A 22564-nucleotide genomic window follows, 5' to 3' on the forward strand; every position below is an offset into this window, starting at 1 on the left:
TTTTTATCTCTAGATGTGTATTTTTATTCTTGGTTCCATTTTTTTCTAAGTAATTTACCTACTGTGACACTTGGGGGTGCGGAAAGTGGGATCTATTACGCTGTTTTCACTGTCAGTTGTTTCAATTGCATAGGCTAGGTGAGTGTAGGCATTGCGATCGCCGCTACTGGGATCAGCCCAAACAACATCTGCATGACTACCGTTCTCAGATGGAATTTCAAACAGTCTATACGTCATGTGTCTGTCCTCAGAAGCTTTTGATAATGGCTAAGTTACTAACGCTTCTTAATATTAGTAACAATTTTAACTAGATGACTTCAGTAAATATATTTGGTACTAAAATTTTATATACACGTATTTAGGTGATAAAGATCCATATATAAGCTCGACTTTATAGATTATCGATGAAGGTCAAAAAGTAAAACTACAGTTTCATATAGGTTTCGGCTTAGGCGATCGCGTTGCGAAAAAAATGGATAAAATCGAGCCAAGAACCAGTCGTAGACATCGCCCTAACTCGCTAGACTAAAATGTGGATTATCCTCATTGCTACGGATTCATCCGAATCAAGTCGGTCAAAATACTATCCAAGCTACCGTTAACTTGAATCCGATCGATCTTCTCTGCAATCCGTTCTAATACTTCCAGTTCCTTCAAACGTAATGCAACGGGGTTATCTTCCATCACTTTGGCAGTGTTTAGCATACTGCGAGTAGCAGCAGTTTCTTCTCTCCGTCTGACTACGTTTGCTTGAGCAGTTTTTTCTGCCTCCACTACTTTACTCAAGATAGCTTTAATCTCACCAGGTAAAATAATATCTTTGACACCTACAGAATCTACTTCAATTCCATAGTCTGCGGCCTTCTGACGAATGTATTCAGAGATACTTCTATCAATTGCACCTTTATCTTCTAATAAAGTATCTAAGTTGCGTTCCCCGATCGCACCACGCAAAGCAAATTGTAATTCTTTGTATAAGAAGCCGGAAATATCCGACAAGGTGCTTTTTGCTCTCAATGGATCTTGGATGCGGAAGCCAGCCGTCAAGTTCAACCGCAGAGGTACTTTATCTTTTGAGAGGATGTCTTGACCGGATACTTCCATATTTTGTAGTCGTAGGTCGATGACTTCGGTTTGAAAAGAGCGGCCAAATAACCACCAAGCGTGTACTCCTGGCGATCGCAACCCTTGAAACCCTTGATTAATATATACTAGTCCAACGTGCTGGGCGGGAACTTGGCAAATGTGCAAACAGTTGCGACTGAGCAATTTCACTTCTGTTGAACCCTCAACTAACTCAGCCACTAAGTTAGGCTGTAACTGAGCATCAGCGCTGATATCGAGAACTTCCACTACAACACCCTGCCAAAATAGTTTGCGGCTGGTAGGTGGCAAAATAGAAATCACTTTCCCTCGATATCGCACAATTGCAACTTGCGATATCTGTAATTGCACTGCTTCACAATAGGCCGCAATAAAGTCGGGATGTTTTTCAATGAGTACATCTTCGAGGGGAAAATCTGGGTTAGGGATAATTCGGCTGAGAGTCCTGACTATAACATCTCTATCTATCGACCAAAAAGCATACTCTCCTGCTTCTAGAGGTCGCACAAAATTGTTTTGCAGATATAGTAAACCAATCTCAGACTCCGAGATTTGGAACTTTTTTAATCCATTCAACGTAACTGAGCGCAATTGCTGCACAAAATAAGTAGACAATTCCCAGCTTTCTTCCAAGTTGAATATATGAGACTCTACTTCAATAAAACCACGCCAAAAAGCAATCAATTTATTTGGTGCAACGCTTACCCAATTCTGACCATAGCGGACTAAGGCAACTTGGTTAAATGCGGTTCTGATAATCAATAAATGTGTTTGTAGTTCGGCTTCGTGATTTCGCAACAACAATTCTAGGTTTTCAATCTGAGCTAGTGGCTGATTGAGGTCATAAATTTTTACTTGCCAATGCCAACCAAAATATGTATGTGTGCCGGGTTGCAAAATTTTCTTAAAGTCACTGCGGTGATATAAAATGCCGATTTCGTTAGGTTTAATATAAAATGTTTCCCACATAGTAATTTGCATAAATAATTTGCGCGATCGCTTAAGTAAGCTAGCTAAGAAGATTTGATCAACACATTTATAACCTTGCTTGAACTCAAATACCACCTGCGATGCACATCGTTGTCTTCCAGCTTAAATACTACAGTTCTTGGAGTTCTCAACCTTATGGATAAAACCTAAAGGATTAGTTTTAGCTGCTTGTACTACTATAATACTACAAAATATTTTTGAACTCTGCAAGTGCAAGTGTTTACAGTTTAGGTGTGGGCAAAAGCTTCTCCAAAGCTGGATTAAGATTGCTGTTACTTTTACCAGACTGCTCAATGGCAATCTAGAAAAAGAGAACTGCGCTCAAATATACCGTTCGATTACCAATCCAGAATCCCCAAAGGAAAACTAGATGTAGAAAACGAAGGGACATACTCAAGTTAGGGAAAAATGCAGTTGCGCTTACTCCTTGACTGAGGCTACCGAACATCACCCTTACGAATAATGATCGACAGCAGAACACTTGCACCGCAGAGTTGAGAAAATGAGGGGTCTCGAATCTGTTAAGATCCGTACCATATTGGCTACTGTGACAAAGTAGTGTCTTTTAACCCGGACAGGGTTGGGTGAAAGTATAGGAATCGAACCTACAACACATCGATTATGAGTCGATTGCTCTACCAGTGAGCTAACTTCCTGGGGTTTGATACAGGAGTCGAACCTGTAACGCATCGATTATGAGTCGATCGCTCTACCATTGAGCTAATCAAACGATATAGTTTAAAGTACTAGGCGGTATACGCTTATATCAGAGATTGGCGCACCAGTTAGGGATATAGAACCTAAACCATAGCTTTGTAACTTTGTTACTATACAAGTTCAAATGTAGCACAGGAAAATCGCTGTAATTTATTCTTTGGGAATCCCTAGATGTTCCCTCAAATCAACGTAAGGCGCTCTATTACTTTTACTTAAAGGTTGTCGCCAAGCCAAGAGATTATTTAGCGCTTGTACCCCATCTTCATTGGGTTTGAGAGTCAATATCAACTTTTCACAGCGTCCATTGACTTGATTGGCGGTACAAATCACATTTTGTCCGTTCATTTTGCCGACGGTAATAAATCTCAAGTCTCTGTTGCGACGGTAATTGTCTAAACGTTGGCTTACGTCTTGACAGCGCGTTACTTTATTGTAGCCAGCATCTCTGAAGTAATTGGAAGTCCAGCGAATCCAAGGCTCACTAACACCTCTAGGATTTGTGTACACCGTCACGGGTTTGTTTCCTGAAGTATCACAATAAAATCCTCGCCTACTTTCAGCTTGACTTGGCTGATTGATAGTTGCAGTCGCGCTGAGGGCAATTCCACCTGCAACCAAAACATTTGTCAATGATGCCAATTTCATGAGTATCTCTCAAATGTTGAGTAAAAAGTTTTGATTTGCCTTGTATTTGGCACTCTCCCTACTAGAAGTAGGGAGATGATAAGAAGATTTAACTTCTAATATCCCAATTGCTTGAGATTTTAGACGTTTTTACTTGTATATATAATGAGCCGCAACCCACTTGCGACCATGATTTGTTTTTTCCCAATGTGCAGGAACCAACACTTTCTTTTTCACTGGTGGTGCATAACGCTTAATTTGCGGTGGTTTTTTTGCGATTATTTGAGCGGGTCTATTAATAGCGTGGGGTTTCACAATAACTTGTAATGCTGATGCTTGTAAAGGAATAGAAGTAACAGCAAATGGTAAAAGAAGTGCTACACCAGCAAGAATCTGTTTGATATTCATCACTCAATCTCCTTTAGTAAACTGGATGATTAAAGTTCAAAAAACTTTAATCTGGTTGATGTCTTATGTTTATAAGCATAAGAGTTAAAACAGCTACGAACTAGTGATAAAAGTAACTATTGAATTAGGACTTAAGTAATCTTTAACGTCAGGGTTTTAAAGTTTGAATCACCAATACAGCACTTCCTGCTCTTATGAGGTACAAATACTTTGAATGCTATTAGCACAGACAAACGGTAATTCGGTCAATTAGTGTACCTCCTAACTTCGGGAAGTGCTGTAAGGCTTATCTTGCCCATCACTTGTATTTTGAGGCAGGCAAGATGTTCACCCTACAATAATCATCCCTTGATTCAGGAATACCCAAAAAACAATTACTTCAAATACAATGTCTGCACTGAATTACGCCTACGCCTCAATTTGACTGATGCTCACGATTTATTCTTGTGGCTTAGTCTGGGAAAGCTAGACCAGTCATAGGGTCACGAATATATAATCCTAATGTGAGGCTACGCATAGCTTCATCCCAAATGGGTATTAATTGTTCTGCTTGATCTACCCAATAATCGAATGTAATCAAGCACTGAACATTTGACCCCAAACCAATGCAAGTCCGCGAAAATGCTTCCCGTGGTTCTTCTTGAACATCAATGAACTTCATCTCTGTCCAGACAATTCTGGCGGTTTGGCGTTTGATAGTAATAATTTCTCCCCTAGCAATGACGTTGCGACTGTCGTCTTCCAGTATTTTCTTCAAGGTAGATTTTAGCGGAAACTGGCTCCAGTCGTTGGGTGGCAGGCGATTAAAAGATACTTCCAGACAGCAATCATCGTTGGGCGGTTTTTTATCGAGGAACTTGAAAGATTTTTCTTGTGGCTCAAGAATCCAATCTTGGGGAACATTGAAGCGAACAGCGCCTCGATCTGCTACAAATATTTTGTAACCTGATGGAGATTCCCAACGATGGTTAGGTTTTAATTCAAGCGTTTCTTTGATCCACTGGAGATTGCTTTTCTTACGCTTTGCCATAGTGTTTCTGCATTTTCTGCTGAAGAGGGTGATGTGGAATCAGCTTATTATAGACATTGCCCCTTTTATTAATGTTATCAAATTGCCAGGATTTTGAATAACTATTATATTAAATTAATCAGATTTTAGGGATTTTATATCAAGGAATCCAAGGTAACTGTAACGTTGTGATTAAAATTTCAGCTTTTGGCATTAAAATTTTAGCCGCAGTGTTCATGGTTATGGATCATGTGTGCTATTTGCTAATGCCAGAGTTAAGAATCTTGCACTTTATTGGACGATTGAGCTTTCCTCTCTTTGCATGGCTTCTGGCTAAAGGTGAAAAACACACCCAAAATGTATATAGCTATGGTAATAGTCAAGGAACCTCTTTGATCTGTACTTAATTTTTTCAAATATCAAATATGAGTTCTATAGTATTTAGGATTTGATAAACTATGCCTACGACAGTCCAGGCTACACCTCGGCTAAGGTTAGCTTACTAGACCAATATACTTGGGTTAGTGCCAAGGGAGAAGCAAGTGGCATTTTAGGAAAGAAACCCAACATTTCTGGGGCTTTTTTGGTTTGTGCTTGGTTACCACAGTGGCATAGAGAACACAGAGAAAATAAAGAGGGATTTTCGCCAATGATTTAGGATTACTATAGATGCTATAGTAATCCTAAATCATTAATATCTTTCTTTAGAGAGAGATATTTTTCTCAAAAAAAATTAGGAGCCTATAAAGTTAAAGAATAATAGTATATACATTTAATTCAATGATATTCATTAGATAAATCTTAGTCTTTTGTTAACGTTTACCAGGTATGATACCAGAGTAGTGAATGATAATGATTTGGATTTAGATATCTAGGGATAATTGTGTCATTCAAAAAAAGCCCTAGATTTATCTTCCAAGCTACAAAATGTAGCCGAAGTTAACTATTCAACAGGTAAATCGTTGAGGTAACAAGCATGAATTATACTATCGAGTCTGCACGCAATATTTTCTCTAGCACTCAAGTGGCAGATGCGGTTCCAGCCACTACAGCAATGTTTGCTGAACTCAATATTGACGATCAATTGGCATTTCTTTGGTATGCCTACGCTGAACTAGGTCGTACAATTACTCCAGCTGCTCCTGGAAAAGCAAATCTCCAATTAATGGAAGGGATATTCAACGATATTAAGCGGATGTCTCATGAAGAACAAACCCAATTAATGAGAGATTTAGCGAGTAATGCTGACACTTCTATCAGCCGTTCTTATGCATATTTTGGTGTCAACGCCAAGCTGGGATTCTGGTGGCAGTTAGGAGAGTGGATGAAACAGGGTATTGTAGCTCCAATGCCAGCTGGCTATCAAATGTCAACCCAAGTTAAAGCAGTACTAGAAGCTGTTCAGAGAATCGATCAGAGTCAGCAAATTACTGTACTACGCAATACTGTAGTAAATATGGGGTTCGATCCGTCTCTGGCTGATAACAAACAGGCAGAAGTCATAAACTTTAAGTTCCCACGTGCATCTGTAAGTCCCCAATTTACTATTGAGGGAGTTACAGAGCCAACAGTGCTGAAATACATTGAAGCTATGAATGCAGATAACTTGGAAGCTGCTGTTGCTTTATTTGCTAACAACGGGGCACTGCAACCACCCTTCCAAAAACCAATTGTTGGTCGAGAAGCTATCACTGCTTACCTAAGAGATGAGGGACAAGGGTTAGTGATGAAGCCAACTAAAGGCGTTTCGGAAACTATCGAAGATGGTTATACACAGCATAAAGTTACTGGTACAGTCGAAACTCCTTGGTTTGGAGGTAATGTTGGGATGAACATTGCTTGGCGATTTTTACTTGATCCTCAAGGTCAAATTTATTTCGTGGCTATTGATTTACTTGCTTCTCCTAAAGAACTGCTTAACCTAACTCGCAAGTAAAATTCCTTTGCCTTAAAAGATCATCAAATAAAATTGCAATCCATGCTCGGTTCACCTAAAACCGAGCTTTATTCATGTTTTCGGAATTTCTTGCAGTTGTTTGGATTGCTCCCTTTAGGCACTATGTTTTGCGATCGCACTACCATCATAGCGATCGCAACTAGCCATTACAGCAAAAAAATATAGATAAAGTCAAATTTAGTTAGCAAAACGACATTTGACTTACTCAAAAGCAGCTTTTACTTACTCATTTTGGTGTTTTCCGCAAGTCAAACAAGCTTTTAATTACTCAAAAGCAGCTTTTGCTTTCTAATTTTGGTGTTTTCCGCAAGCAAAACAAGCTTTTGCTTTCTAATTTTGGTGTTTTCCGCAAGCAAAATGAGCTTTTACTTACTCAAAAGCAGCTTTTGCTTTCTAATTTCAGTATTTCGCGCATTAATCGCAAATATGGCATTTGTAGCAAAACCATTGCAGATTTACCGGAATTCTCTCAGGCTAATCTATACGGAGTTTTCTAAGGTAAAGAATATCAACGGTACTGTATTATAAGGTCTAGCTTATTATGGCTCGTAGAAAAAGAACTTCTCTAGTATTAGAAAAAGCAGTGCGCCGTGCATCTGGTATAACCTCAATTGCTCCAAATTTAGATTTGGGTAATGGACTCAGCTTACCTACCTTCTCAACTCTAATCGAAACGATGCGAACTAAAGAAAATGCTTATAATAGTGCCCTTTCCAGCTTGGATAAATTATATCGTGAAATGCTAGAAACAGAAGACGAGTTGGGAGATATGACAGAGCACATGCTTATGGCAGTTGCAACTCGATACGGCAAAAGCAGTGTTGAGTATGGTATGGCGGGGGGAGTTCCTAAGAACCAGCGTCGTAAGGGACTGCGAGGCGAGTCGTCAACTCCTAGTAGTGAGCAACCGTCATTTGTTGCTAGTGCGGAAAGCAAGAATGGCAATAAATCAGCAGCGATAAGTTAGGATGTGCTATTTTACTCAAAATTTGGTCTAGTCCAAATCATTGCGTAGACGCATACTCCTACGGATCTCTTCAAAAAAGAGACCTATAGCGTTTACTAATCACATGAGTTACATCATAGTCACCTCCTCGCTTGCGGGGAGGGGGTTGGGGGTGGGGTTCTTGTACCTCACTCAACCGAGAACGGCTATAGCAATGCTACGTCTCGATTGCAACCAAAATCTGAGATGCGATCGCACCTCAGATTTTCCATCAGGTAAACTTTTATAGAGACTTTATCCGTTCTAAGCCACCCCATATTTCAAAGAACCGTTTAGTTTCAGCTTCTATTTCTGAAATTGTTCTTGGCTGTCCATTCCCAGAACCCGGAAAAACAATATAAACGATATCCTTGGGAATTCCTCGCCTGACTTTTGAGCGGATTAATGGATCGTTTCCAAGAGCTTGAGACAGAGCTATTGAACCTTCTCCAATCTGGTTTCTTGGCCCAACATCAGCATAAATTGCAAAAGCGATTTTTTCATTATTCCTATTGTAAACAACTGCAAAATCTCCTAATTTAACGCCTGTAACCTCTCTAAAATCACCATTTCCCGGAAGAACAATATACGGAATCTTTGTTGAATCAACATAGCGACGTGGATTTTGTTTTGCAAATCCAGAGTCGAATAATGCAGTTGTAGAAACATAGTATCCAGGATATGGATCGGTACTGTCTTGAATAAATGGATTGCCGTTTTTATCTACAGCTAGTGCCCACCAATTATCTGAATACCCAGCATTTGCCAAAAAATCAATCCCTTTATCTGCGGGGTGATAAGCATTAGGCGCACCATCAGCATTAATGCTCATACCTGCTTCATAGAAAAATGCAGATTCTCTATTTGCCTGGAGAATAGAAATTTCACCAATTTTAAGAACAGTCTCGATCGAAAGTTTTGTGATTGGACTCAGGAATTTCTGAACTACAAAACCTTCTAAAGTTTTTCCTTCAAGAATGGTTGCAATCTTCCACCACTTATCATTATCCGAATTTTTGATTTTAGATACAATATATCCTTGGGGAATAACTCCTATTTTATTAGATTCTTCAACAAGAGGTGTTGAACGTATATTTAAACTATCCGATGTTACTTGAAATTGCTGCATAAATTACTCCAAATTTAAAAGTTGAACTGATGAAACTACATCTAAAAAACTAAATTTTATGCTAATGCTATTGCTAATATCTAGAACGTCTCAATCTCAAACTTTAATTTCTTTGTGTCGCGCCAGTTGCAACAACAGAGATTCAGTTCGTTGGGTGGGCAATACCTGATTTTCTTGCGGGGAAGCAAAACCAATACAGGAGAACGAAGTCCAGCAACGCACCCTAAATCTAAATGTCAATTACTAAATCGCTGGATTTAATTAAATCCCCCATTGCTGGCAAACACCCAGAGAGTAGAAGTTGAGAATCTAGGAAAAAGTACCATTCGACCCTACAGCCACCTTTGACTTGAGAAAAAAAATTCAACAAAGGTGAGTATGCAGAACATCTTGGGAACTATAAAGCAAATCAAACTAGCACAACTTTCAGCTTCCCGTAATGAAGACTCACTATCTCAGCAAAGCTAAGGCGTTCCCATTACAGATTGTTCTTATTGTTCCCTTCTTGATCCAAATTTTTGCAGCAGTTAGTTTAGTGGGTTATTTGTCCTTTAAAAATGGACAAAGAGCAGTTAACGACCTAGCAGAACAGTTTATAGATCGCACCACTGAGGTAGTGGATGAACATCTGAAGTCTTATCTTTCCATTCCGCAAAGCCTTAATCAGATCAATGCAGATGCTATCCGCAGGGGAATATTGAATGTGCGCGATCGCCAAACCCTTGGTAAGTATTTCTGGGATCAGATGCAAGCTTACGACCTAACTTATATTGGTATCGGACTAACAACGGGTGAGGGTATGGGAGCAGCTCGTTACGATGGCAAGACGATTACGATTGATGATTGGACTGCCAAGCTTCCAAATAATACTTTGACTTATGCCATAGATAATCAAGGTAATCGAACTCAGGTGAATGCTCGGTGGACTTGGAACAATTTCACTGAATCTTGGTATAGCCAACCCATTGCAGCGGGTAAACCTATTTGGGGAAAGATTGTGACTGCAAATCTTCCAACTGGCCCCTACATCACCGCCTCTGCTAGTCGTCCCATTTATGATTCGCAAAATCGGTTACTGGGAATGATTGCAACGGATATCCATCTACTAAAACTCAGTAATTTTTTACGCAGTTTGGATATTAGTAAGTCTGGGCGGGTGTTCCTTTTGGAGCGAGATGGCACATTAATTGCCAGTTCCGGTACAGAGAAGCCTTTTGTCCTCGTCAATCAAAAGATTCAACGATTGGACGCGATTGATAGTTCTGACCCAATCATACAGAACATTGCCAAACACCTCCAAACCTTTAACGGGTTTGAGTCCATCACTCAAGACACAGATTTTAAGCTTGAGGTGCAAGGAAAACGGCATTTTGTCGATGTTGTACCTTGGCGTGACAAATATGGTTTAGATTGGCTGGTGGTAGTGAGTGTGCCTGAAGATACATTTATGGCGCAAATTAACGCTAACACGCGCACCACGATCGCACTTTGTTTTGGTGCATTAGTCGTTGCCTCAGTCATAGGCGTGTTTACCTCTCATTGGATTGTACGCCCGATTCTGCGGCTAAATTTGGCAAGTAAGGCAATGGCATCTGGCAATTTAGATCAGCAAGTAGAAACTAGCGTTATTCAAGAACTTAATACCCTGTCTAACTCCTTCAACCAGATGGCAGGGCAATTGCACGAATCGTTTACTGCTTTAGAGAAAAGCAAAGAAAAACTAGAAGATCGGGTAGAAGAACGCACCACTGAACTCAAAAATGCATTAGGGGAATTGCAGCGCACTCAATCTCAAGTGATTCAAAGTGAGAAAATGTCTAGTCTGGGACAACTAGTTGCTGGAATCGCACACGAAATTAATAATCCAGTCAACTTTATTAATGGCAACCTCGTCCATGTGCAGGAATATACCAAGGATTTATTAGCATTTGTGCAGTTGTATCAGCAGTATGATCCAGATCCTGCGGCTGAAATTCAAACTTTTGCTGAAGACATCGATCTAGAGTTTTTGCAAGAAGACTTACTAAAAATGTTATCTTCCATGAAAGTGGGAACCGATCGCATTCGCCAAATTGTCCTGTCGCTGCGAAACTTCTCTCGCATCGACGAAGCGGAATTCAAAAGCGTTGATATTCATGAGGGCATCGACAGTACTTTGATGATTTTGCAGCACCGCCTGAAAGCTAAATCAGAACAACCTGAAATTGAGGTAATTAAAGACTACGGCACTGTACCTTTAGTAGAATGCTATGCCGGACAACTCAATCAGGTATTTATGAATATTTTAGTCAATGCCATTGATGCGTTAGAAGAAAATCATTCTAAGCTTACCCATGAAGAAATTAAGCAAAATCCCAGTCAAATTAGGATTCGCACATCGGTAATTGATTCAAAGTGGTTAGAAGTTGCGATCGCTGATAATGGAATTGGGATTTCTAAAGAATTTCAGCAACGCATATTCGATCCTTTTTTCACTACTAAACCCGTTGGTAAAGGGACTGGAATGGGTATGTCCATCAGCTACCAAATCGTCACAGAAAAACATGGCGGTAAACTGGAGTGTTTCTCAACTCCTGGAAAAGGAACTGAGTTTGTTATTCAAATTCCTCTCCAGCTAAAGCTTCATGGAGTGGTTTAACTTAATACTGATTTGGAATTGTCAAGTTATCTAAGTAGTAGTATAATCTACAAGGTTTGGGCATCAACATATCATACAGTTGAACAAATACTTAAATCAGTAGTCTTATTTGTTAAAAAACCTATGAAGATTGATCGGTTGATAGAAACCTACGATCAGATGGCAGTAGATTATGATGCAATTGTGAGGCGTTACTGGCACATTGAGCGCGAACCCCTAATTACTTCCTTGCAGCTGAAGCCTGGACAAACCGTACTGGATGTTGCGCTAGGAACAGGTCTTAATCTTCCAGTCTATCCTAAAGGTGTACATGTTGTCGGTGTTGATCTTTCTGAGAACATGATGGATGAAGCCCGGAAAAAGCCTGTATCCGCAGACATCACTTTTAAGATATCGGATATCTACAATCTTGATTTTCCTGATAATACCTTTGATGCAGCAGTATCGGGATTTACCTTCTGTATCCTTGAGCATCCTGTCCGTGCTTTTCAAGAGATCCTACGAGTAACTAAGCCTGGTGCATTTATTGCCATTCTCGATTACTGCAAATCGCAAGATCCAGAGATTCAGAAATGGCAAGAGTTAATAGCTGATGCAGCTTTAAAGGTAGGCTTCCCCACTGGCACGATTATGTGGGATGCATTAATGGATTATGACGAATTGATTTACAACAGTAAGCTGACTATTGAAGTGCTTGTAGACGACCGCACAGAAAGTCCAAACCCGTTTTCATGTGGTTGTCAATTATTGGTGAAAAACTCAAAAGGTTAAACAATAAACCTTAAACTGTAAGGTACATTATAGCAACGCTTAACGCACCAGATACCTTGGTGCGTTAAGGCTAATCATGACTTTCTCAAACTCTCAAATCCTTGCATAGCTTTATGAATAGACTGTCAATAATCCAAGAAAAATAAGTGCAATAAGTATTGCATCAAGCAAAACTAAGCTAACTATAAACCAGATATTGATTGTAAAATCTATTGACTTAAAATATAACACAATAGCTCTATTAATAATTCCTACAATTATTGATGTATAAGATAAGCAAGCAGCAGTTATTCCAAACGCATAAGAAAAACCATTTCCTCGCTGATTGATTGGTGTTGTTATATGGTTATAATACAGTACAATAGCTAAGGTTCCAAAAAAAACAGTATAAGCTATTAGCCACTTTCTATTAGGCATAATCTGAGCAATAATAAAGGGAATAGTTAGTACCAAGATAAAGAATACGATAAGAGAAGAAATCATTTATAAATCCCTTTCTGTTTTGGAGAATATTTACAAATATACGTTACTCACATAATATTTTTAGTAAAAGGAAATAGGGACTGCCTCAATACTGTTCGGTTAAGGTAAGAGACGCGATAAATCGCGTCTTTAGCGATCTAGAATTTTCATCAAAAAACCTTAACCGAACGGTATTGGGGACTGCCTTTAGTGCGGTGCAACGCCTCAGTAACACACACCATTCCCTATTCCCTGCTTTACAAGTGATTTTGAAACAGTTCTAAAACATGTTGCCAAGCATCAGGAGCAGCTTCGGGATTGTAACTTGGGTGCTGCTCTAAGAATGGGTACTTATCTTTAAAAAATCCGGCAAAGAATCCATGCCCGGCATCGTATCGAAATACACGATGATTGATTTGATGTTTCTTTAATTCTGCCTCAATTTGCTCGTTTTCTTCTTGAGAAATTAATGCATCTCTTGTACCAAAAAATGCATAAATAGTACCTTGAATTTCCGAAGTGCGATTAATAGTTGGAATCTCTTCGCCATAACTAGAAGTAGTAATTCCACCACCGTAAAACGAAGCTGTGGCTTTGATATCGGGTAAAGTTGCAGCCATATAAGCAACATGGCCGCCAAAACAGAAACCAATGACACCGATCGCATTATCTTTGATATTGGGTAAAGTTTTGACGTAAGCGATCGCAGCTTGAATATTGCTTAATATCTCCTGATATTTAACTTGTTGATAGTATTGCAACCCAAGCTGATAAGATTCTGGACTATAGCCAGCATATTTTGGGCTAAAGTCAGCTTCAAAGCCGGGAGCAGTGCGTTGATACATCGCCGGAGCGATCGCTACATATTCTTGTTTAGCGATTAGTTCGGTGATATCTCGAATATTACGATTGATGCCAAAAATTTCTGGAAAAACGATAACCGCCCCAAAGGTTCCCTTCTGTGCTGGTTGAGCTAAGTAAGCATCGATTTCTAAGCCATTGTTAGGTACTTTGACATAGCAAGTGTTAATTTCGATGTTTGTTGTTTCTACCATCTTTGTTTCGGCTGCTTTTATACCAACTTGTCTATTTTGACTGCTTTTGACACAGATATGTAAATTGATGCTTCAAAGTTACCCTACAGAAAATTCTGTATACTGGCATACAAGAGGTGGATGACATTACCTTACTATCAAATTTGTGACAAAATAATATTGTTGTATTATGGCTAATGCGATCGCCTACGACCTATGATTTCTACCATCAAGCGCCGCTACAGTTTAGACGAATATCGCGCAATTGAAGAAAAAGCCGAGGGACGCAGCGAATATCGAGATGGAGAAAGGGATCTATTTCTTTAGATTCAGTTGCGATCGCATTATCGATGGCAGACATTTGTCGCGGTGTTGTTTTTGAGTAAATCAGCGTTGTGAGGATGTATGCATTGGGAGGAGTGCGATCGCATCATTAGACCTGTCCGAAAATTTATAAGCGAGTCTGTGCAAAGCTTTGAGAGACAGCTTTGCTATTGTCATAAAAACTTTTTTGTACCTAAGATTATATTTAGGACTGGTCTATTAATTCTGAATCTTTACCAATTTATAGCACATACACCTACAGATAACCTTAAAATGCCTTTTCTCCACACCCCGATAATCTGCAAAAACACCCTTCACCATGTCAAAACCACCATGATTGATACCCACGTTCTTAACCTTGGTGGTAAAGCTGTTCGCAGTTATCTAGATTTTTATTCCCCGATAATTTAAACTTTTTGGCTTCCAACTTTAACCTTTCATTCTCCATCCGTAGCGCCAATATTTCATTCTTCTGCAACTCAATTAACGACTTTTGACTAATTACCTCACCAAAGGCTTTTTTACGGTTTTCAATGCCAAACCAACGCTGATAGGTTTTTGTATGTTCATCAACAGTATGACCTAAATTATCTGCTGCGGCTTTAATAGGTATTCCTTGAAGATGCGCTCGAATCGCGCAAGCATGACGCAAATCGTAGGGTTGAAACTCAATTCCCACCTTTCTAAACCATCTGGATATATCTCTCCGCATCCAATTAATATTTTGCACAGATGCAATTTTTGTCACCTTTTTTTCTAAAATATTTAATGGTTTGGGATTTTTTAAATAAAATAATTCTATCCATTCCGGTACAAAGGGGATAACTTCTCGATATCCAGTTTTTGTATTTTTATTGACTTTCCAAGTATGGTCTATATTTTGGGGAGACATCCACCAATTAATATCTGGTTCCACAAATAATTCCCTTGGCCTTAACCCAAAGGTTGCCAACATTCCATATACCCAACGCCACATTTCCCAGGTGTCTATTTCATCAGTGATATTTGTATTTTTGCGATTGAGGGCGAATTTTTCAAATAGGTCAAAAGAAGATACTATTTTATCATTGTCAGGTATTTCTCGATGGGCTGGGGTGACATGATCCCGTGTCACATCAAGTATAAATCCCAACTGAAAGGTTTTAATAAAAACAGAAGTTACTGCAATTAATTCATTTTTTTTATTTCCCTGAAATGAATTAATAATTTCCTCAAAATGATTTTTTGTTGACAAAGTTGTTAAAGGAAAATTTCTTTTAATAACAGATATATAGTTAGCAAAAGTATTTTGACTAGTTATAGTTTTCTGACGGGTTTGATAATATTTTTCATCAAATGTATCTAATAATTCCCCAATAGTTTTTATCTCTTGCTTTTCTCTAGATTTAATTCCTAAATACTTCTCATTCCACTCGAAAGTATGACGAGCGATTAATTTACCCAACTCGTAACTTTCCTCGATCGCAGTTTTCAGTCCCTCTAAATTTGCTGGTATCCCTAGAGACAAGTCATACTGCTTTTTTTCCTTACCTAAGCTGATATCGCCTGGTTTTAACGGTAAGGTAGCCCGTAACTGAAGAGAATTGCCAGTTTGTTTAATGGTAACTCTAATTCTATCCCTCTTTAAATTAGTATTAGCTTCGACAAACTTCTGCTCAAAAACTTCTTGATACTGTAATTCTGTTGCTTTAATTTTCGCCATTATTCCTCTGTAACTACCGTCTGTGGTGTTCTGCGGCTCAAAATCTGCAAAAATATCGGCGAACAAGTCCCTTGAGTCTGCATTTGCATCCTCATCTGTAGATGGGGGATATGTCTGCGATATTAAGTTTTGCTTATCGCAATTACCCTGGTTTTGATTTTGCCCGGTCATTCCCTAAATATTCCCTTATTTATAAGCTGAAATGGTGAAAATAAAATGTTGCTCTTGAGCAAAATAACTTTATATAATAAGTTACTCAGGAACATTTTTAGCTTACCACCAGTTGCCACAGCAGTTATATGGTGCCTGGTGGTGTGATGTGCGCCCCCACATTAACGGACATTACCCGCGCTTGGGCGCTTCTCGAATACTTCCGCACCAATTGGTTAGAACCAGTGTGGTTAGGTTGTTCTTTAGAACGCTACGAACAAATCCAAACTTATGATGATTTCAGAGATTGGCTAGATGAAGACCGCAATCATCGAGATTCCGATTTAGGTTTTTATTGGCGCATGGGTTTAGACATCGGTTTAGATAGATATGGCGCTGGTGTTGGTAAATATGTCACTTGGGGATATTTAGCCCATGAAGATAAATACCAAAAGCCGACTATCGAAGGACGAAATGCGGCGATGATTATGAAAAGTGGTGTGTACGATAGCTTCGCAGACACTCACGTTTTAATGGATCAGTCATTTATCCGCGAGAATACAACTCACTCCTGGTACGATGAAGGGACAGAAGATATTCATCCTAGCGATCGCACCACTAAACCCACTGCAATCAATACAAAAGATTTCGATAACGCCTACTCTTGGTCGAGTGCAGTCCTTCACAAAGACTTCGGACGTTTGGAAACTGGCCCCTTAGCGCGGCAATTAGTAGCTGGTGGTCAACATGGCGAATCTTGGCAACATTACGACCCCTTCATCCTCGATGTCTTCAAAAAGATGGGTGGTGCTAGTGTTCATGTGCGTCAACTAGCACGAGTTCACGAACTTGTCAAGTTATATCGCCAAGCTGAACACTGTTTACGCGAATTCAAATTAAACGACCCCTGGTATATCAAACCCAAAGAAAAAGATGGTCGCGGTTGGGGTGCAACGGAAGCAGCGCGGGGTTCCTTGTCTCACTGGGTAGAAATAGAGGGCGGTAAAATTAAGAACTACCAAGTTATTGCACCTGGTACTTGGAATATTGGCCCTCGTGACGGTGAAGGTATTCGCGGCCCAATTGAAGAAGCTTTAATTGGGACACCCATTTACGATTCTAGCGATCCGGTGGAAGTTGGTCATGTGGCGCGATCGTTTGATTCATGTTTAGTGTGTACAGTCCACGCCCATGATGCGAAGACTGGTGAAGAGTTAGCGCGTTTTCGGACTGCTTAATTCTCAAAGAGCAGATCGTCTAGCACAATGCATATTGAATTACACTGACTCTACAAGTGGTTGCAATTTTGCTAGACATCCTTTGTATGGTTGAAATTATTGAGATACCTGTTGAGTTGACTCACTTTCAACTTCCTGAAGCTGTCCAAGAGCGTCTGCAACTTCTGCTAGATCGCCAAGATGCAAGCGAAGTGATTACTCAAGCAGAACGAAGAGAAGCAGAAGGGCTGGTTGAGTTAGCAGAATTTTTATCTCTGCTGCACTTGCGCTCTCAACGTGTGATGCAGCAGGGATAAATGGTAACGATTTCAGCCGCTTTAAGTCGATTGGTTATCCAAGTTTACAGACTATGACTTGATTCAATTATCCCCTAGAAGCAATACCAAAAAACAAATTTATCAACGCTCTACCAAAAAATAGCCAATCTAACCAAAATACAATGTGAAGAATTGAGATCGCCCAAAATATAACTTGATAAGAAACTTTGCTGCTTTTGTGATGTAGCTTCTGTTGAGCAACAAATGCACCTAACCAACCACCCATAAATTCGCACAGATGCAAAGTATTTTCTTGCCTTCTCCATCGTCCCTGTTGGGCACGAGATTTGTCATCGGCATATAGCCTAAAGGTAATTAAACTCATGACAGGATAAAGAATTAAAGGAATTGGGTTGCTAGTCGTTACTGCAAGATGAATTGAACCCAACCCAGGTAATAAAGATAGAAGCAATGTCTGTAATGCTAATGATGAAGATTTGATTACAGTCCTGGATACATACTTCTTTGGTGCAGCAAAAGACGAGGACTTTGATGTAACTTCTTTGATAGAAGCATTACAAGCGCGTACTTTGCCATCTTTACTAGCTGTCAGTTGATAAGAAATGAAATCACCAACTTGGGGACGACGGTTAATGTCTTTGAATGCTGTAATGTGTATAAATACTTCTTGACTACCATCATCGGGTTGTATAAAACCAAAACCGCGATCGTCCTTCCAGATGGTTAGCTGTCCTATGTGTAAAACAGGTTTCATAAACAAATCATATATTTATACCTGTCTTATAGTGTGCCTTTGTCTACACAAATATACAACATCAAAAATGCGATCGCGCCACCAATTATTTTAATCTGGGAGTGGAGAGTGGGTAAAATAAGGGAAAAATAACCTATGCCCAATGCCATATTCCCAATGCCTTATATTCAAAACTCGTAGCGTAACACACTAAAACATATATAAACAGTGCGTTAGGCTTGCCTTAATTCACTTCAACAAAATAGAAATTTACAAGGTAAGCTTGTGTCTGATTTAGCGCTACACGAATATCTTCCTCGCGTTCCCGATGCAGCATTGCAAGAATTCATCGAATGGTGTGTTTTAGAGCAGGCAAAAGCCGCAGAATGCAATTTTACTCCTGATAGAAGTAAGTTAGATAATTTGCCACCAGAAGACTACGTTCCTAAACTTGTCGAGCAGTTTATGAAAGTTAAACCAGACCCAATTAAAGCCGGTTTGGTAGCTGCGATCGCAGGTAAGGAAGCTGACAAACACGCTTTATCCGGTTTAGCGATCGCTGCTGATTTTGTGTCTCTTTATATCAAGTACTTAATTCCTAAAGAGGGAAGTACTAAAGAACAGGCTGAAGAGATATTAACTAAAGTATCACAAGATCAGTATGATAAACTGAATGAAATCGCCAAGAAACATGGTGTAGAGTTCTAGTTTCCTGCTGATAATTTAGTTTCTCAGAGGCTTTGTCTGCATTATTTAGTCAGAGCCTCTGTTTTATTCTCTACTGACTAAATCATCTAGAAACTTTAACTACCTTTGCTCTAATGAAAACCGTCGTACTTCATTGGCTGTTTCTTTTCGTAAATCCATAGATTTAAGACCAGATAATTCTTGCCAAACTACATTAATTGGCATCAGAACTCCATTAATACCTGCACTAATGTATGGATACTTTTCACCTTCAGAATAACTATTAATAGTCCACTGCCCATTTTTTTTATGTCTCATAACCTCGCCTACATAAGCTACTAAGTTATCATAGAAATAAGTCTTGATCCGATCGATTCCATAAGCTTCTGCTTTTTGGGAAACAAAATTCAAACTTATATAGGATAAATCAAGTTGCTGACGGGTAATGTGTAACTGTTTTGCAAGCTCATTAATTAGCTCTTCAATTTTCTTTACAAGTTCTATTTTATGTTTTGAGTAATATTCCCAATGAGAAACAGAATTAGCACGATTATTGGCAATATCTTCTCTTGTTCTTTCTACTGATTGGATTAATTTCAAAAAATATTCTTTTGCATAAATATCCCCTTTGCCAGGAATGCTATATCCTTTGGGGTCAAACACGAATAAGAATCTGTCTTTGGGTAGTTCATACACTAAGGGACGATCCTGATATTCAGTTGAATAAGTTTCTTCAAATATTTTTGTGAATTCTTCGTGCAGCTTCCCTTCAGATTCAATCAAGTCTTGAACTTGTTTTTTCGTCAGACGCTTATGATTGAGATATTTTTTGTGTTTCATCATTGAGAAGAGTAAAGTTTAACTATTATCTCATGCTAACTATTATTGGTTGCGGAAATCTCAATCGCAGTGACGATGCAGTAGGTGTTATCATCGCCCAACGCTTACAAAAATATCTAGCTGAAAACCCTCATCCCCATGTGCGTGTTTATGACTGTGGCACCGCAGGGATGGAAGTAATGTTTCAAGCTAGAGGTAGTAAACAATTAGTAATTATTGATGCAAGTTCAACTGGTTCTGAACCAGGTGCTGTGTTTAAAGTTCCAGGAAAAGAACTGGAAGCTTTACCAGAACCTAGTTATAACTTGCACGATTTTCGCTGGGATAATGCTTTAGCCGCCGGACGGAAAATCTTTCACAATGACTTTCCCGAAGATGTGACAGTTTATTTAATTGAGGCGGCAAATCTTGCTTTGGGACTGGAATTAAGTCCTGCTATCAAACATTCTGCTGATTTAGTTTTTGAAGAGGTAGCTGCACTTATCAAACAGAATATTAACTAATCCAAAATCCAAAATTGAATTACGCCCAATCCCGATAAACAGAAAGTTCATCTACCCTCATTTCAAAAGGTATACCTTGACTCTCTGGCGGACAAACACGAATTTTAGCACTGCTAACAATTCCATATAGCAATGTCCCCATTGGCACAATTTTTTGTAAAACCCGCCAATTAGTAACTTGATCGGGACATTCAATTACCAATGTCAGAGCATTAGCATGGGTTGTAACATACCACCGACAATCAGACAGCAGATTTTGAATCGTGCGATCGCAAGCGTCATAAAAGTATCTACTAATAGAATCCTCTAGTTGCTGCCGCAGTATAATATCTGCTGATGTCGGTTGCTTAGGATGTGAGTCATCACCATTAAAGTAATACATATTTCTAGCCATCTCTCTCTAGCTTCCTGCTTATATTCCAATCACCATTCCATAAAGTACATCTTTATTTGTTTCTAATAATTCTTTGGTTTCATCATCATAATAAGCACCTATTCCACTACACTGAATCCCCAAATAATTACTAGTTAAATAAAGTCTATGACCGAGAAAACCAGCTATTTGCATAGCAGTTTGATAATTTAAATAATCTGACACAAAAAATAAAGTTACAGCGCCATCTTTAGCAATAGCCTGATTAATACATAAGTAACCTGTCTTTTCACTAAAATTACCTGTCTTAACCAGATGTGTACCTCTATATAACCCAGGTGTCATTCCCTCTACTCGATGCACGACTGAGTAAATTTCTATTTCCTCATAGTTTTCTGTCGGTATTGACTTCTCAAGTTGCTGTACTATATATAAATAGTCTTCTTGAGAAATAGACTCTTTCCGGAAACGTCTAATAGAACGTCTATCCCAAACAGTTTGATAAAATTTATCCTTGTCAAAATCAAATTGAGAATACTCTAATTTCTGCTGGCGACTCTTTTGTAGAGTAGTTGCTTGATAGGCATCTTCAATAAATTGATTGGATTCAAAATAATCAGTACCAGAAACAAAAGGAACTTTCAGCCTTAAGCGTCTGATTTTCTTGTCTTGTATTTCTCCTGACACCGCACAAGCAGTAATAAACTCTTTATTCTCAAATCCCAAATCTGAATTGAGCGCAAGTTTATCAAAGTCAAAAACTAGTTGTATATCTCGGTTGTGGAGATAAGCTGAAGCTGCAATTGCACCTAAATGGTGTCCGCTATCTAAAAAGCAATATCTGATGCTTCTATTTTGATATTTCCAGCTAGACCTATAATAAACACAACTAATTAAAAAGATGAATCCGTTGATACATTTACCCGGTATAATATAACTCTCTAACCCATCATCGATTAATTCATAGATGAGAGTTAGACAATTACTCTCAACTTCTAGATGATATATACCATCTACTATTCCCTCAACACCGCGAATCTGTACGTAAATTTCCGTCGGGTATAAAGCGCCTGCTGATGGATTTACCCGCAGTTTATAAGGGCCATCTTTATACATTTTCTCCAGAGTTATCGCACTGGTTAAGGAGATAAAAGAATGAACTGGATTATTGAGATTTAATTTCACTCTCCGATAAAATTTTGGATAAACTTTAAATGAAGATGGCTGTGTTGAGGCATCTACATAATTTGGATCGAGTTGTACAGATAAGTAAGAATGCTTGGTAGCATCATGATAGGCTTTGCCCGATATCTGACTTGATGGCATTTTTAAGTATCCTTAAAACTTCTACATTGCTGGCGAAATCTATCGCTTTATAATCGTCTAAGTTTTTCAAATACAAGTTAGGATGATGTTGTAAAAGTAACTTGACGACTTCTGTCTTTCCGGCTGATACTGCGTACATTAAGACAGTTGCACCGTTATCATTTTGGTTATTAATGTCAATGTTATGAGCCAGCAGCAAATTAATTAAATCGTAGTGATTTCCAAAACAAGCAAACCACAAAGCATTGTTGCGATCGCTATTTCGAGCATTGATATCCACGTCTGCATCAATGAGTTCTTTAACGACTGCATAAACTCCCTCTCTTGTAGCTTTCATCAAAGCTGTATCGCCATTTTCCCCTGGTTGATTTAAATCGCCAAGACTATAGCTTTTTGCTATTAGCCATTGGGTTGTTATTTCACTCAACTCTTGTCTGTTTAATTGACTCATAATTATTCTTCCAATGTCAAAAAATTAAGCGTTCTCTAAGCAAATTTATGCTTGGAAAACTTAATGGTGGGCATTACCCACCATTATTTTAAAATGCTATACGAGTAGCTAAAGTCTAGTAGTTTACCAAA

General features: G+C 38.9%; 24 protein-coding genes, 2 tRNA genes and 2 pseudogenes. 12 read left to right on the forward strand and 16 right to left on the reverse strand.

All coding sequences use genetic code 11. From position 1 onward, the window contains the following. Positions 1–54: 54 nt before the first annotated feature. The 7 genes from V7K55_RS03175 to V7K55_RS03205 all read right to left on the reverse strand — a co-directional run bounded on the left by V7K55_RS03175 (position 55) and on the right by V7K55_RS03205 (position 4873). A complete protein-coding gene (locus V7K55_RS03175) occupies positions 55–237 on the reverse strand; it encodes a hypothetical protein (RefSeq protein WP_334828117.1) in 183 nt (60 codons plus the stop codon). A 312-nt stretch (positions 238–549) separates the two neighbouring features. After that, positions 550–2073 (reverse strand): slipin family protein, encoded by a 1524-nt coding sequence (locus V7K55_RS03180; RefSeq protein ID WP_334828282.1) that lies wholly within the window; start codon positions 2071–2073, stop codon positions 550–552. A 602-nt stretch (positions 2074–2675) separates the two neighbouring features. Next, positions 2676–2750: transfer RNA gene (locus V7K55_RS03185), tRNA-Met, on the reverse strand. Next, positions 2750–2824 (reverse strand) — tRNA-Met (locus V7K55_RS03190). Before V7K55_RS03190 ends, V7K55_RS03185 begins: the two co-directional genes overlap by 1 nt. A gap of 137 nt (positions 2825–2961) precedes the next feature. After that, positions 2962–3456 (reverse strand): COP23 domain-containing protein, encoded by a 495-nt coding sequence (locus V7K55_RS03195; RefSeq protein ID WP_334828119.1) that lies wholly within the window; start codon positions 3454–3456, stop codon positions 2962–2964. 129 nt (positions 3457–3585) lie between these two features. Then, the gene (locus V7K55_RS03200; protein ID WP_334828121.1) at positions 3586–3843 is read right to left on the reverse strand and encodes a hypothetical protein; all 258 of its coding nucleotides are present in this window, start codon (positions 3841–3843) and stop codon (positions 3586–3588) included. Positions 3844–4294: 451 nt separating this feature from the next. Beyond that, the gene (locus V7K55_RS03205; protein ID WP_334828123.1) at positions 4295–4873 is read right to left on the reverse strand and encodes a hypothetical protein; all 579 of its coding nucleotides are present in this window, start codon (positions 4871–4873) and stop codon (positions 4295–4297) included. Between the two features lie 167 nt (positions 4874–5040). On the opposite strand from V7K55_RS03205, the gene V7K55_RS27440 reads away from it, so the two are divergent. From V7K55_RS27440 to V7K55_RS03225, 5 genes are all read left to right on the forward strand, one after another. Further along, positions 5041–5259, forward strand: coding sequence for a TraX family protein (locus tag V7K55_RS27440; RefSeq protein WP_442949059.1), 219 nt, complete (start codon positions 5041–5043; stop codon positions 5257–5259). 41 nt (positions 5260–5300) lie between these two features. Beyond that, positions 5301–5510 (forward strand): hypothetical protein, encoded by a 210-nt coding sequence (locus tag V7K55_RS03210; protein WP_334828125.1) that lies wholly within the window; start codon positions 5301–5303, stop codon positions 5508–5510. Between the two features lie 318 nt (positions 5511–5828). After that, on the forward strand, positions 5829–6788 hold the full coding sequence (locus V7K55_RS03215; RefSeq protein ID WP_334828127.1) for an orange carotenoid protein N-terminal domain-containing protein: 960 nt from the start codon (positions 5829–5831) through the stop codon (positions 6786–6788). A 302-nt stretch (positions 6789–7090) separates the two neighbouring features. Then, positions 7091–7306 (forward strand): hypothetical protein, encoded by a 216-nt coding sequence (locus V7K55_RS03220; RefSeq protein ID WP_334828130.1) that lies wholly within the window; start codon positions 7091–7093, stop codon positions 7304–7306. A 44-nt stretch (positions 7307–7350) separates the two neighbouring features. Then, positions 7351–7776, forward strand: a complete 426-nt coding sequence (locus V7K55_RS03225; protein WP_334828132.1) for a hypothetical protein — start codon at positions 7351–7353, stop codon at positions 7774–7776. A gap of 262 nt (positions 7777–8038) precedes the next feature. Here V7K55_RS03225 and V7K55_RS03230 read toward each other — a convergent pair whose 3' ends face one another. After that, a complete protein-coding gene (locus V7K55_RS03230) occupies positions 8039–8923 on the reverse strand; it encodes a glycoside hydrolase family 75 protein (RefSeq protein WP_334828135.1) in 885 nt (294 codons plus the stop codon). Positions 8924–9362: 439 nt separating this feature from the next. Here V7K55_RS03230 and V7K55_RS03235 point away from each other — a divergent pair, with 439 nt between their 5' ends. After that, entirely contained in the window at positions 9363–11561 is a 2199-nt protein-coding gene (locus V7K55_RS03235) for a HAMP domain-containing sensor histidine kinase (protein ID WP_334828137.1), read from the forward strand. 123 nt (positions 11562–11684) lie between these two features. After that, positions 11685–12332, forward strand: coding sequence for a class I SAM-dependent methyltransferase (locus V7K55_RS03240; protein ID WP_334828139.1), 648 nt, complete (start codon positions 11685–11687; stop codon positions 12330–12332). A 111-nt stretch (positions 12333–12443) separates the two neighbouring features. Here the strand turns inward: V7K55_RS03240 and V7K55_RS03245 are convergent, their stop codons facing one another. Together V7K55_RS03245 and V7K55_RS03250 are read right to left on the reverse strand one after the other, a co-directional pair. After that, positions 12444–12815 carry a hypothetical protein gene (locus V7K55_RS03245; protein WP_334828141.1) on the reverse strand — a complete coding sequence of 124 codons (372 nt, stop codon included), beginning with the start codon at positions 12813–12815 and terminating at the stop codon, positions 12444–12446. A 236-nt stretch (positions 12816–13051) separates the two neighbouring features. Beyond that, the gene (locus V7K55_RS03250; RefSeq protein WP_334828142.1) at positions 13052–13849 is read right to left on the reverse strand and encodes a dienelactone hydrolase family protein; all 798 of its coding nucleotides are present in this window, start codon (positions 13847–13849) and stop codon (positions 13052–13054) included. Between the two features lie 195 nt (positions 13850–14044). On the opposite strand from V7K55_RS03250, the pseudogene V7K55_RS03255 reads away from it, so the two are divergent. Further along, positions 14045–14137, forward strand: a pseudogene (locus V7K55_RS03255) (Uma2 family endonuclease); the annotation flags it as partial. A gap of 367 nt (positions 14138–14504) precedes the next feature. Here V7K55_RS03255 and V7K55_RS03260 read toward each other — a convergent pair. Then, positions 14505–16025: a site-specific integrase gene (locus V7K55_RS03260; protein WP_334828144.1), complete on the reverse strand. Its 1521-nt coding sequence runs from the start codon at positions 16023–16025 to the stop codon at positions 14505–14507. 116 nt (positions 16026–16141) lie between these two features. Between V7K55_RS03260 and V7K55_RS03265 the strand changes: the two are divergent. After that, a pseudogene (locus V7K55_RS03265) lies at positions 16142–17242 on the forward strand (nickel-dependent hydrogenase large subunit); the annotation flags it as partial. Between the two features lie 86 nt (positions 17243–17328). Beyond that, entirely contained in the window at positions 17329–17538 is a 210-nt protein-coding gene (locus tag V7K55_RS03270; RefSeq protein WP_334828146.1) for a hypothetical protein, read from the forward strand. A 67-nt stretch (positions 17539–17605) separates the two neighbouring features. On the opposite strand, the gene V7K55_RS03275 is transcribed toward V7K55_RS03270, so the two are convergent. Then, positions 17606–18274, reverse strand: coding sequence for a DUF1294 domain-containing protein (locus tag V7K55_RS03275; protein WP_334828149.1), 669 nt, complete (start codon positions 18272–18274; stop codon positions 17606–17608). Between the two features lie 264 nt (positions 18275–18538). Between V7K55_RS03275 and V7K55_RS03280 the strand changes: the two genes are divergently transcribed. Then, positions 18539–18961 (forward strand): hypothetical protein, encoded by a 423-nt coding sequence (locus V7K55_RS03280; protein WP_334828151.1) that lies wholly within the window; start codon positions 18539–18541, stop codon positions 18959–18961. Positions 18962–19060: 99 nt separating this feature from the next. Here V7K55_RS03280 and V7K55_RS03285 read toward each other — a convergent pair whose 3' ends face one another. Further along, positions 19061–19783 (reverse strand): hypothetical protein, encoded by a 723-nt coding sequence (locus tag V7K55_RS03285; protein WP_334828154.1) that lies wholly within the window; start codon positions 19781–19783, stop codon positions 19061–19063. A 29-nt stretch (positions 19784–19812) separates the two neighbouring features. Here V7K55_RS03285 and V7K55_RS03290 point away from each other — a divergent pair, with 29 nt between their 5' ends. Further along, positions 19813–20283 (forward strand): hydrogenase maturation protease, encoded by a 471-nt coding sequence (locus tag V7K55_RS03290; protein WP_334828156.1) that lies wholly within the window; start codon positions 19813–19815, stop codon positions 20281–20283. Positions 20284–20302: 19 nt separating this feature from the next. Here the strand turns inward: V7K55_RS03290 and V7K55_RS03295 are convergent, their stop codons facing one another. Genes V7K55_RS03295 through V7K55_RS03305 form a run of 3 tightly spaced genes read right to left on the reverse strand, consistent with a single transcriptional unit; the run spans position 20303 to position 22433 of the window. Further along, positions 20303–20677 carry a hypothetical protein gene (locus V7K55_RS03295; RefSeq protein WP_334828158.1) on the reverse strand — a complete coding sequence of 125 codons (375 nt, stop codon included), beginning with the start codon at positions 20675–20677 and terminating at the stop codon, positions 20303–20305. 18 nt (positions 20678–20695) lie between these two features. Beyond that, a complete protein-coding gene (locus V7K55_RS03300; protein WP_334828160.1) occupies positions 20696–21982 on the reverse strand; it encodes a nitroreductase family protein in 1287 nt (428 codons plus the stop codon). Continuing rightward, positions 21945–22433 (reverse strand): ankyrin repeat domain-containing protein, encoded by a 489-nt coding sequence (locus V7K55_RS03305; protein WP_334828162.1) that lies wholly within the window; start codon positions 22431–22433, stop codon positions 21945–21947. Before V7K55_RS03305 ends, V7K55_RS03300 begins: the two co-directional genes overlap by 38 nt. Between the last annotated feature and the right edge of the window lie 131 nt (positions 22434–22564).

The sequence above is a fragment of the Nostoc sp. genome (genome assembly GCF_036919895.1).
Classification (GTDB): Bacteria; Cyanobacteriota; Cyanobacteriia; order Cyanobacteriales; family Nostocaceae; genus Nostoc.

Coding starts and splice junctions, on each gene's coding strand:
- V7K55_RS03175 (WP_334828117.1), bottom strand. CDS start 237: ATGACGTATAGACTGTTTGAAATTCCATCTGAGAACGGTAGTCATGCA.
- V7K55_RS03180 (WP_334828282.1), bottom strand. CDS start 2,073: ATGTGGGAAACATTTTATATTAAACCTAACGAAATCGGCATTTTATAT.
- V7K55_RS03195 (WP_334828119.1), bottom strand. CDS start 3,456: ATGAAATTGGCATCATTGACAAATGTTTTGGTTGCAGGTGGAATTGCC.
- V7K55_RS03200 (WP_334828121.1), bottom strand. CDS start 3,843: ATGAATATCAAACAGATTCTTGCTGGTGTAGCACTTCTTTTACCATTT.
- V7K55_RS03205 (WP_334828123.1), bottom strand. CDS start 4,873: ATGGCAAAGCGTAAGAAAAGCAATCTCCAGTGGATCAAAGAAACGCTT.
- V7K55_RS03215 (WP_334828127.1), top strand. CDS start 5,829: ATGAATTATACTATCGAGTCTGCACGCAATATTTTCTCTAGCACTCAA.
- V7K55_RS03225 (WP_334828132.1), top strand. CDS start 7,351: ATGGCTCGTAGAAAAAGAACTTCTCTAGTATTAGAAAAAGCAGTGCGC.
- V7K55_RS03230 (WP_334828135.1), bottom strand. CDS start 8,923: ATGCAGCAATTTCAAGTAACATCGGATAGTTTAAATATACGTTCAACA.
- V7K55_RS03235 (WP_334828137.1), top strand. CDS start 9,363: ATGAAGACTCACTATCTCAGCAAAGCTAAGGCGTTCCCATTACAGATT.
- V7K55_RS03240 (WP_334828139.1), top strand. CDS start 11,685: ATGAAGATTGATCGGTTGATAGAAACCTACGATCAGATGGCAGTAGAT.
- V7K55_RS03245 (WP_334828141.1), bottom strand. CDS start 12,815: ATGATTTCTTCTCTTATCGTATTCTTTATCTTGGTACTAACTATTCCC.
- V7K55_RS03250 (WP_334828142.1), bottom strand. CDS start 13,849: ATGGTAGAAACAACAAACATCGAAATTAACACTTGCTATGTCAAAGTA.
- V7K55_RS03260 (WP_334828144.1), bottom strand. CDS start 16,025: ATGACCGGGCAAAATCAAAACCAGGGTAATTGCGATAAGCAAAACTTA.
- V7K55_RS03270 (WP_334828146.1), top strand. CDS start 17,329: ATGGTTGAAATTATTGAGATACCTGTTGAGTTGACTCACTTTCAACTT.
- V7K55_RS03275 (WP_334828149.1), bottom strand. CDS start 18,274: ATGAAACCTGTTTTACACATAGGACAGCTAACCATCTGGAAGGACGAT.
- V7K55_RS03285 (WP_334828154.1), bottom strand. CDS start 19,783: ATGATGAAACACAAAAAATATCTCAATCATAAGCGTCTGACGAAAAAA.
- V7K55_RS03290 (WP_334828156.1), top strand. CDS start 19,813: ATGCTAACTATTATTGGTTGCGGAAATCTCAATCGCAGTGACGATGCA.
- V7K55_RS03295 (WP_334828158.1), bottom strand. CDS start 20,677: ATGGCTAGAAATATGTATTACTTTAATGGTGATGACTCACATCCTAAG.
- V7K55_RS03300 (WP_334828160.1), bottom strand. CDS start 21,982: ATGCCATCAAGTCAGATATCGGGCAAAGCCTATCATGATGCTACCAAG.
- V7K55_RS03305 (WP_334828162.1), bottom strand. CDS start 22,433: ATGAGTCAATTAAACAGACAAGAGTTGAGTGAAATAACAACCCAATGG.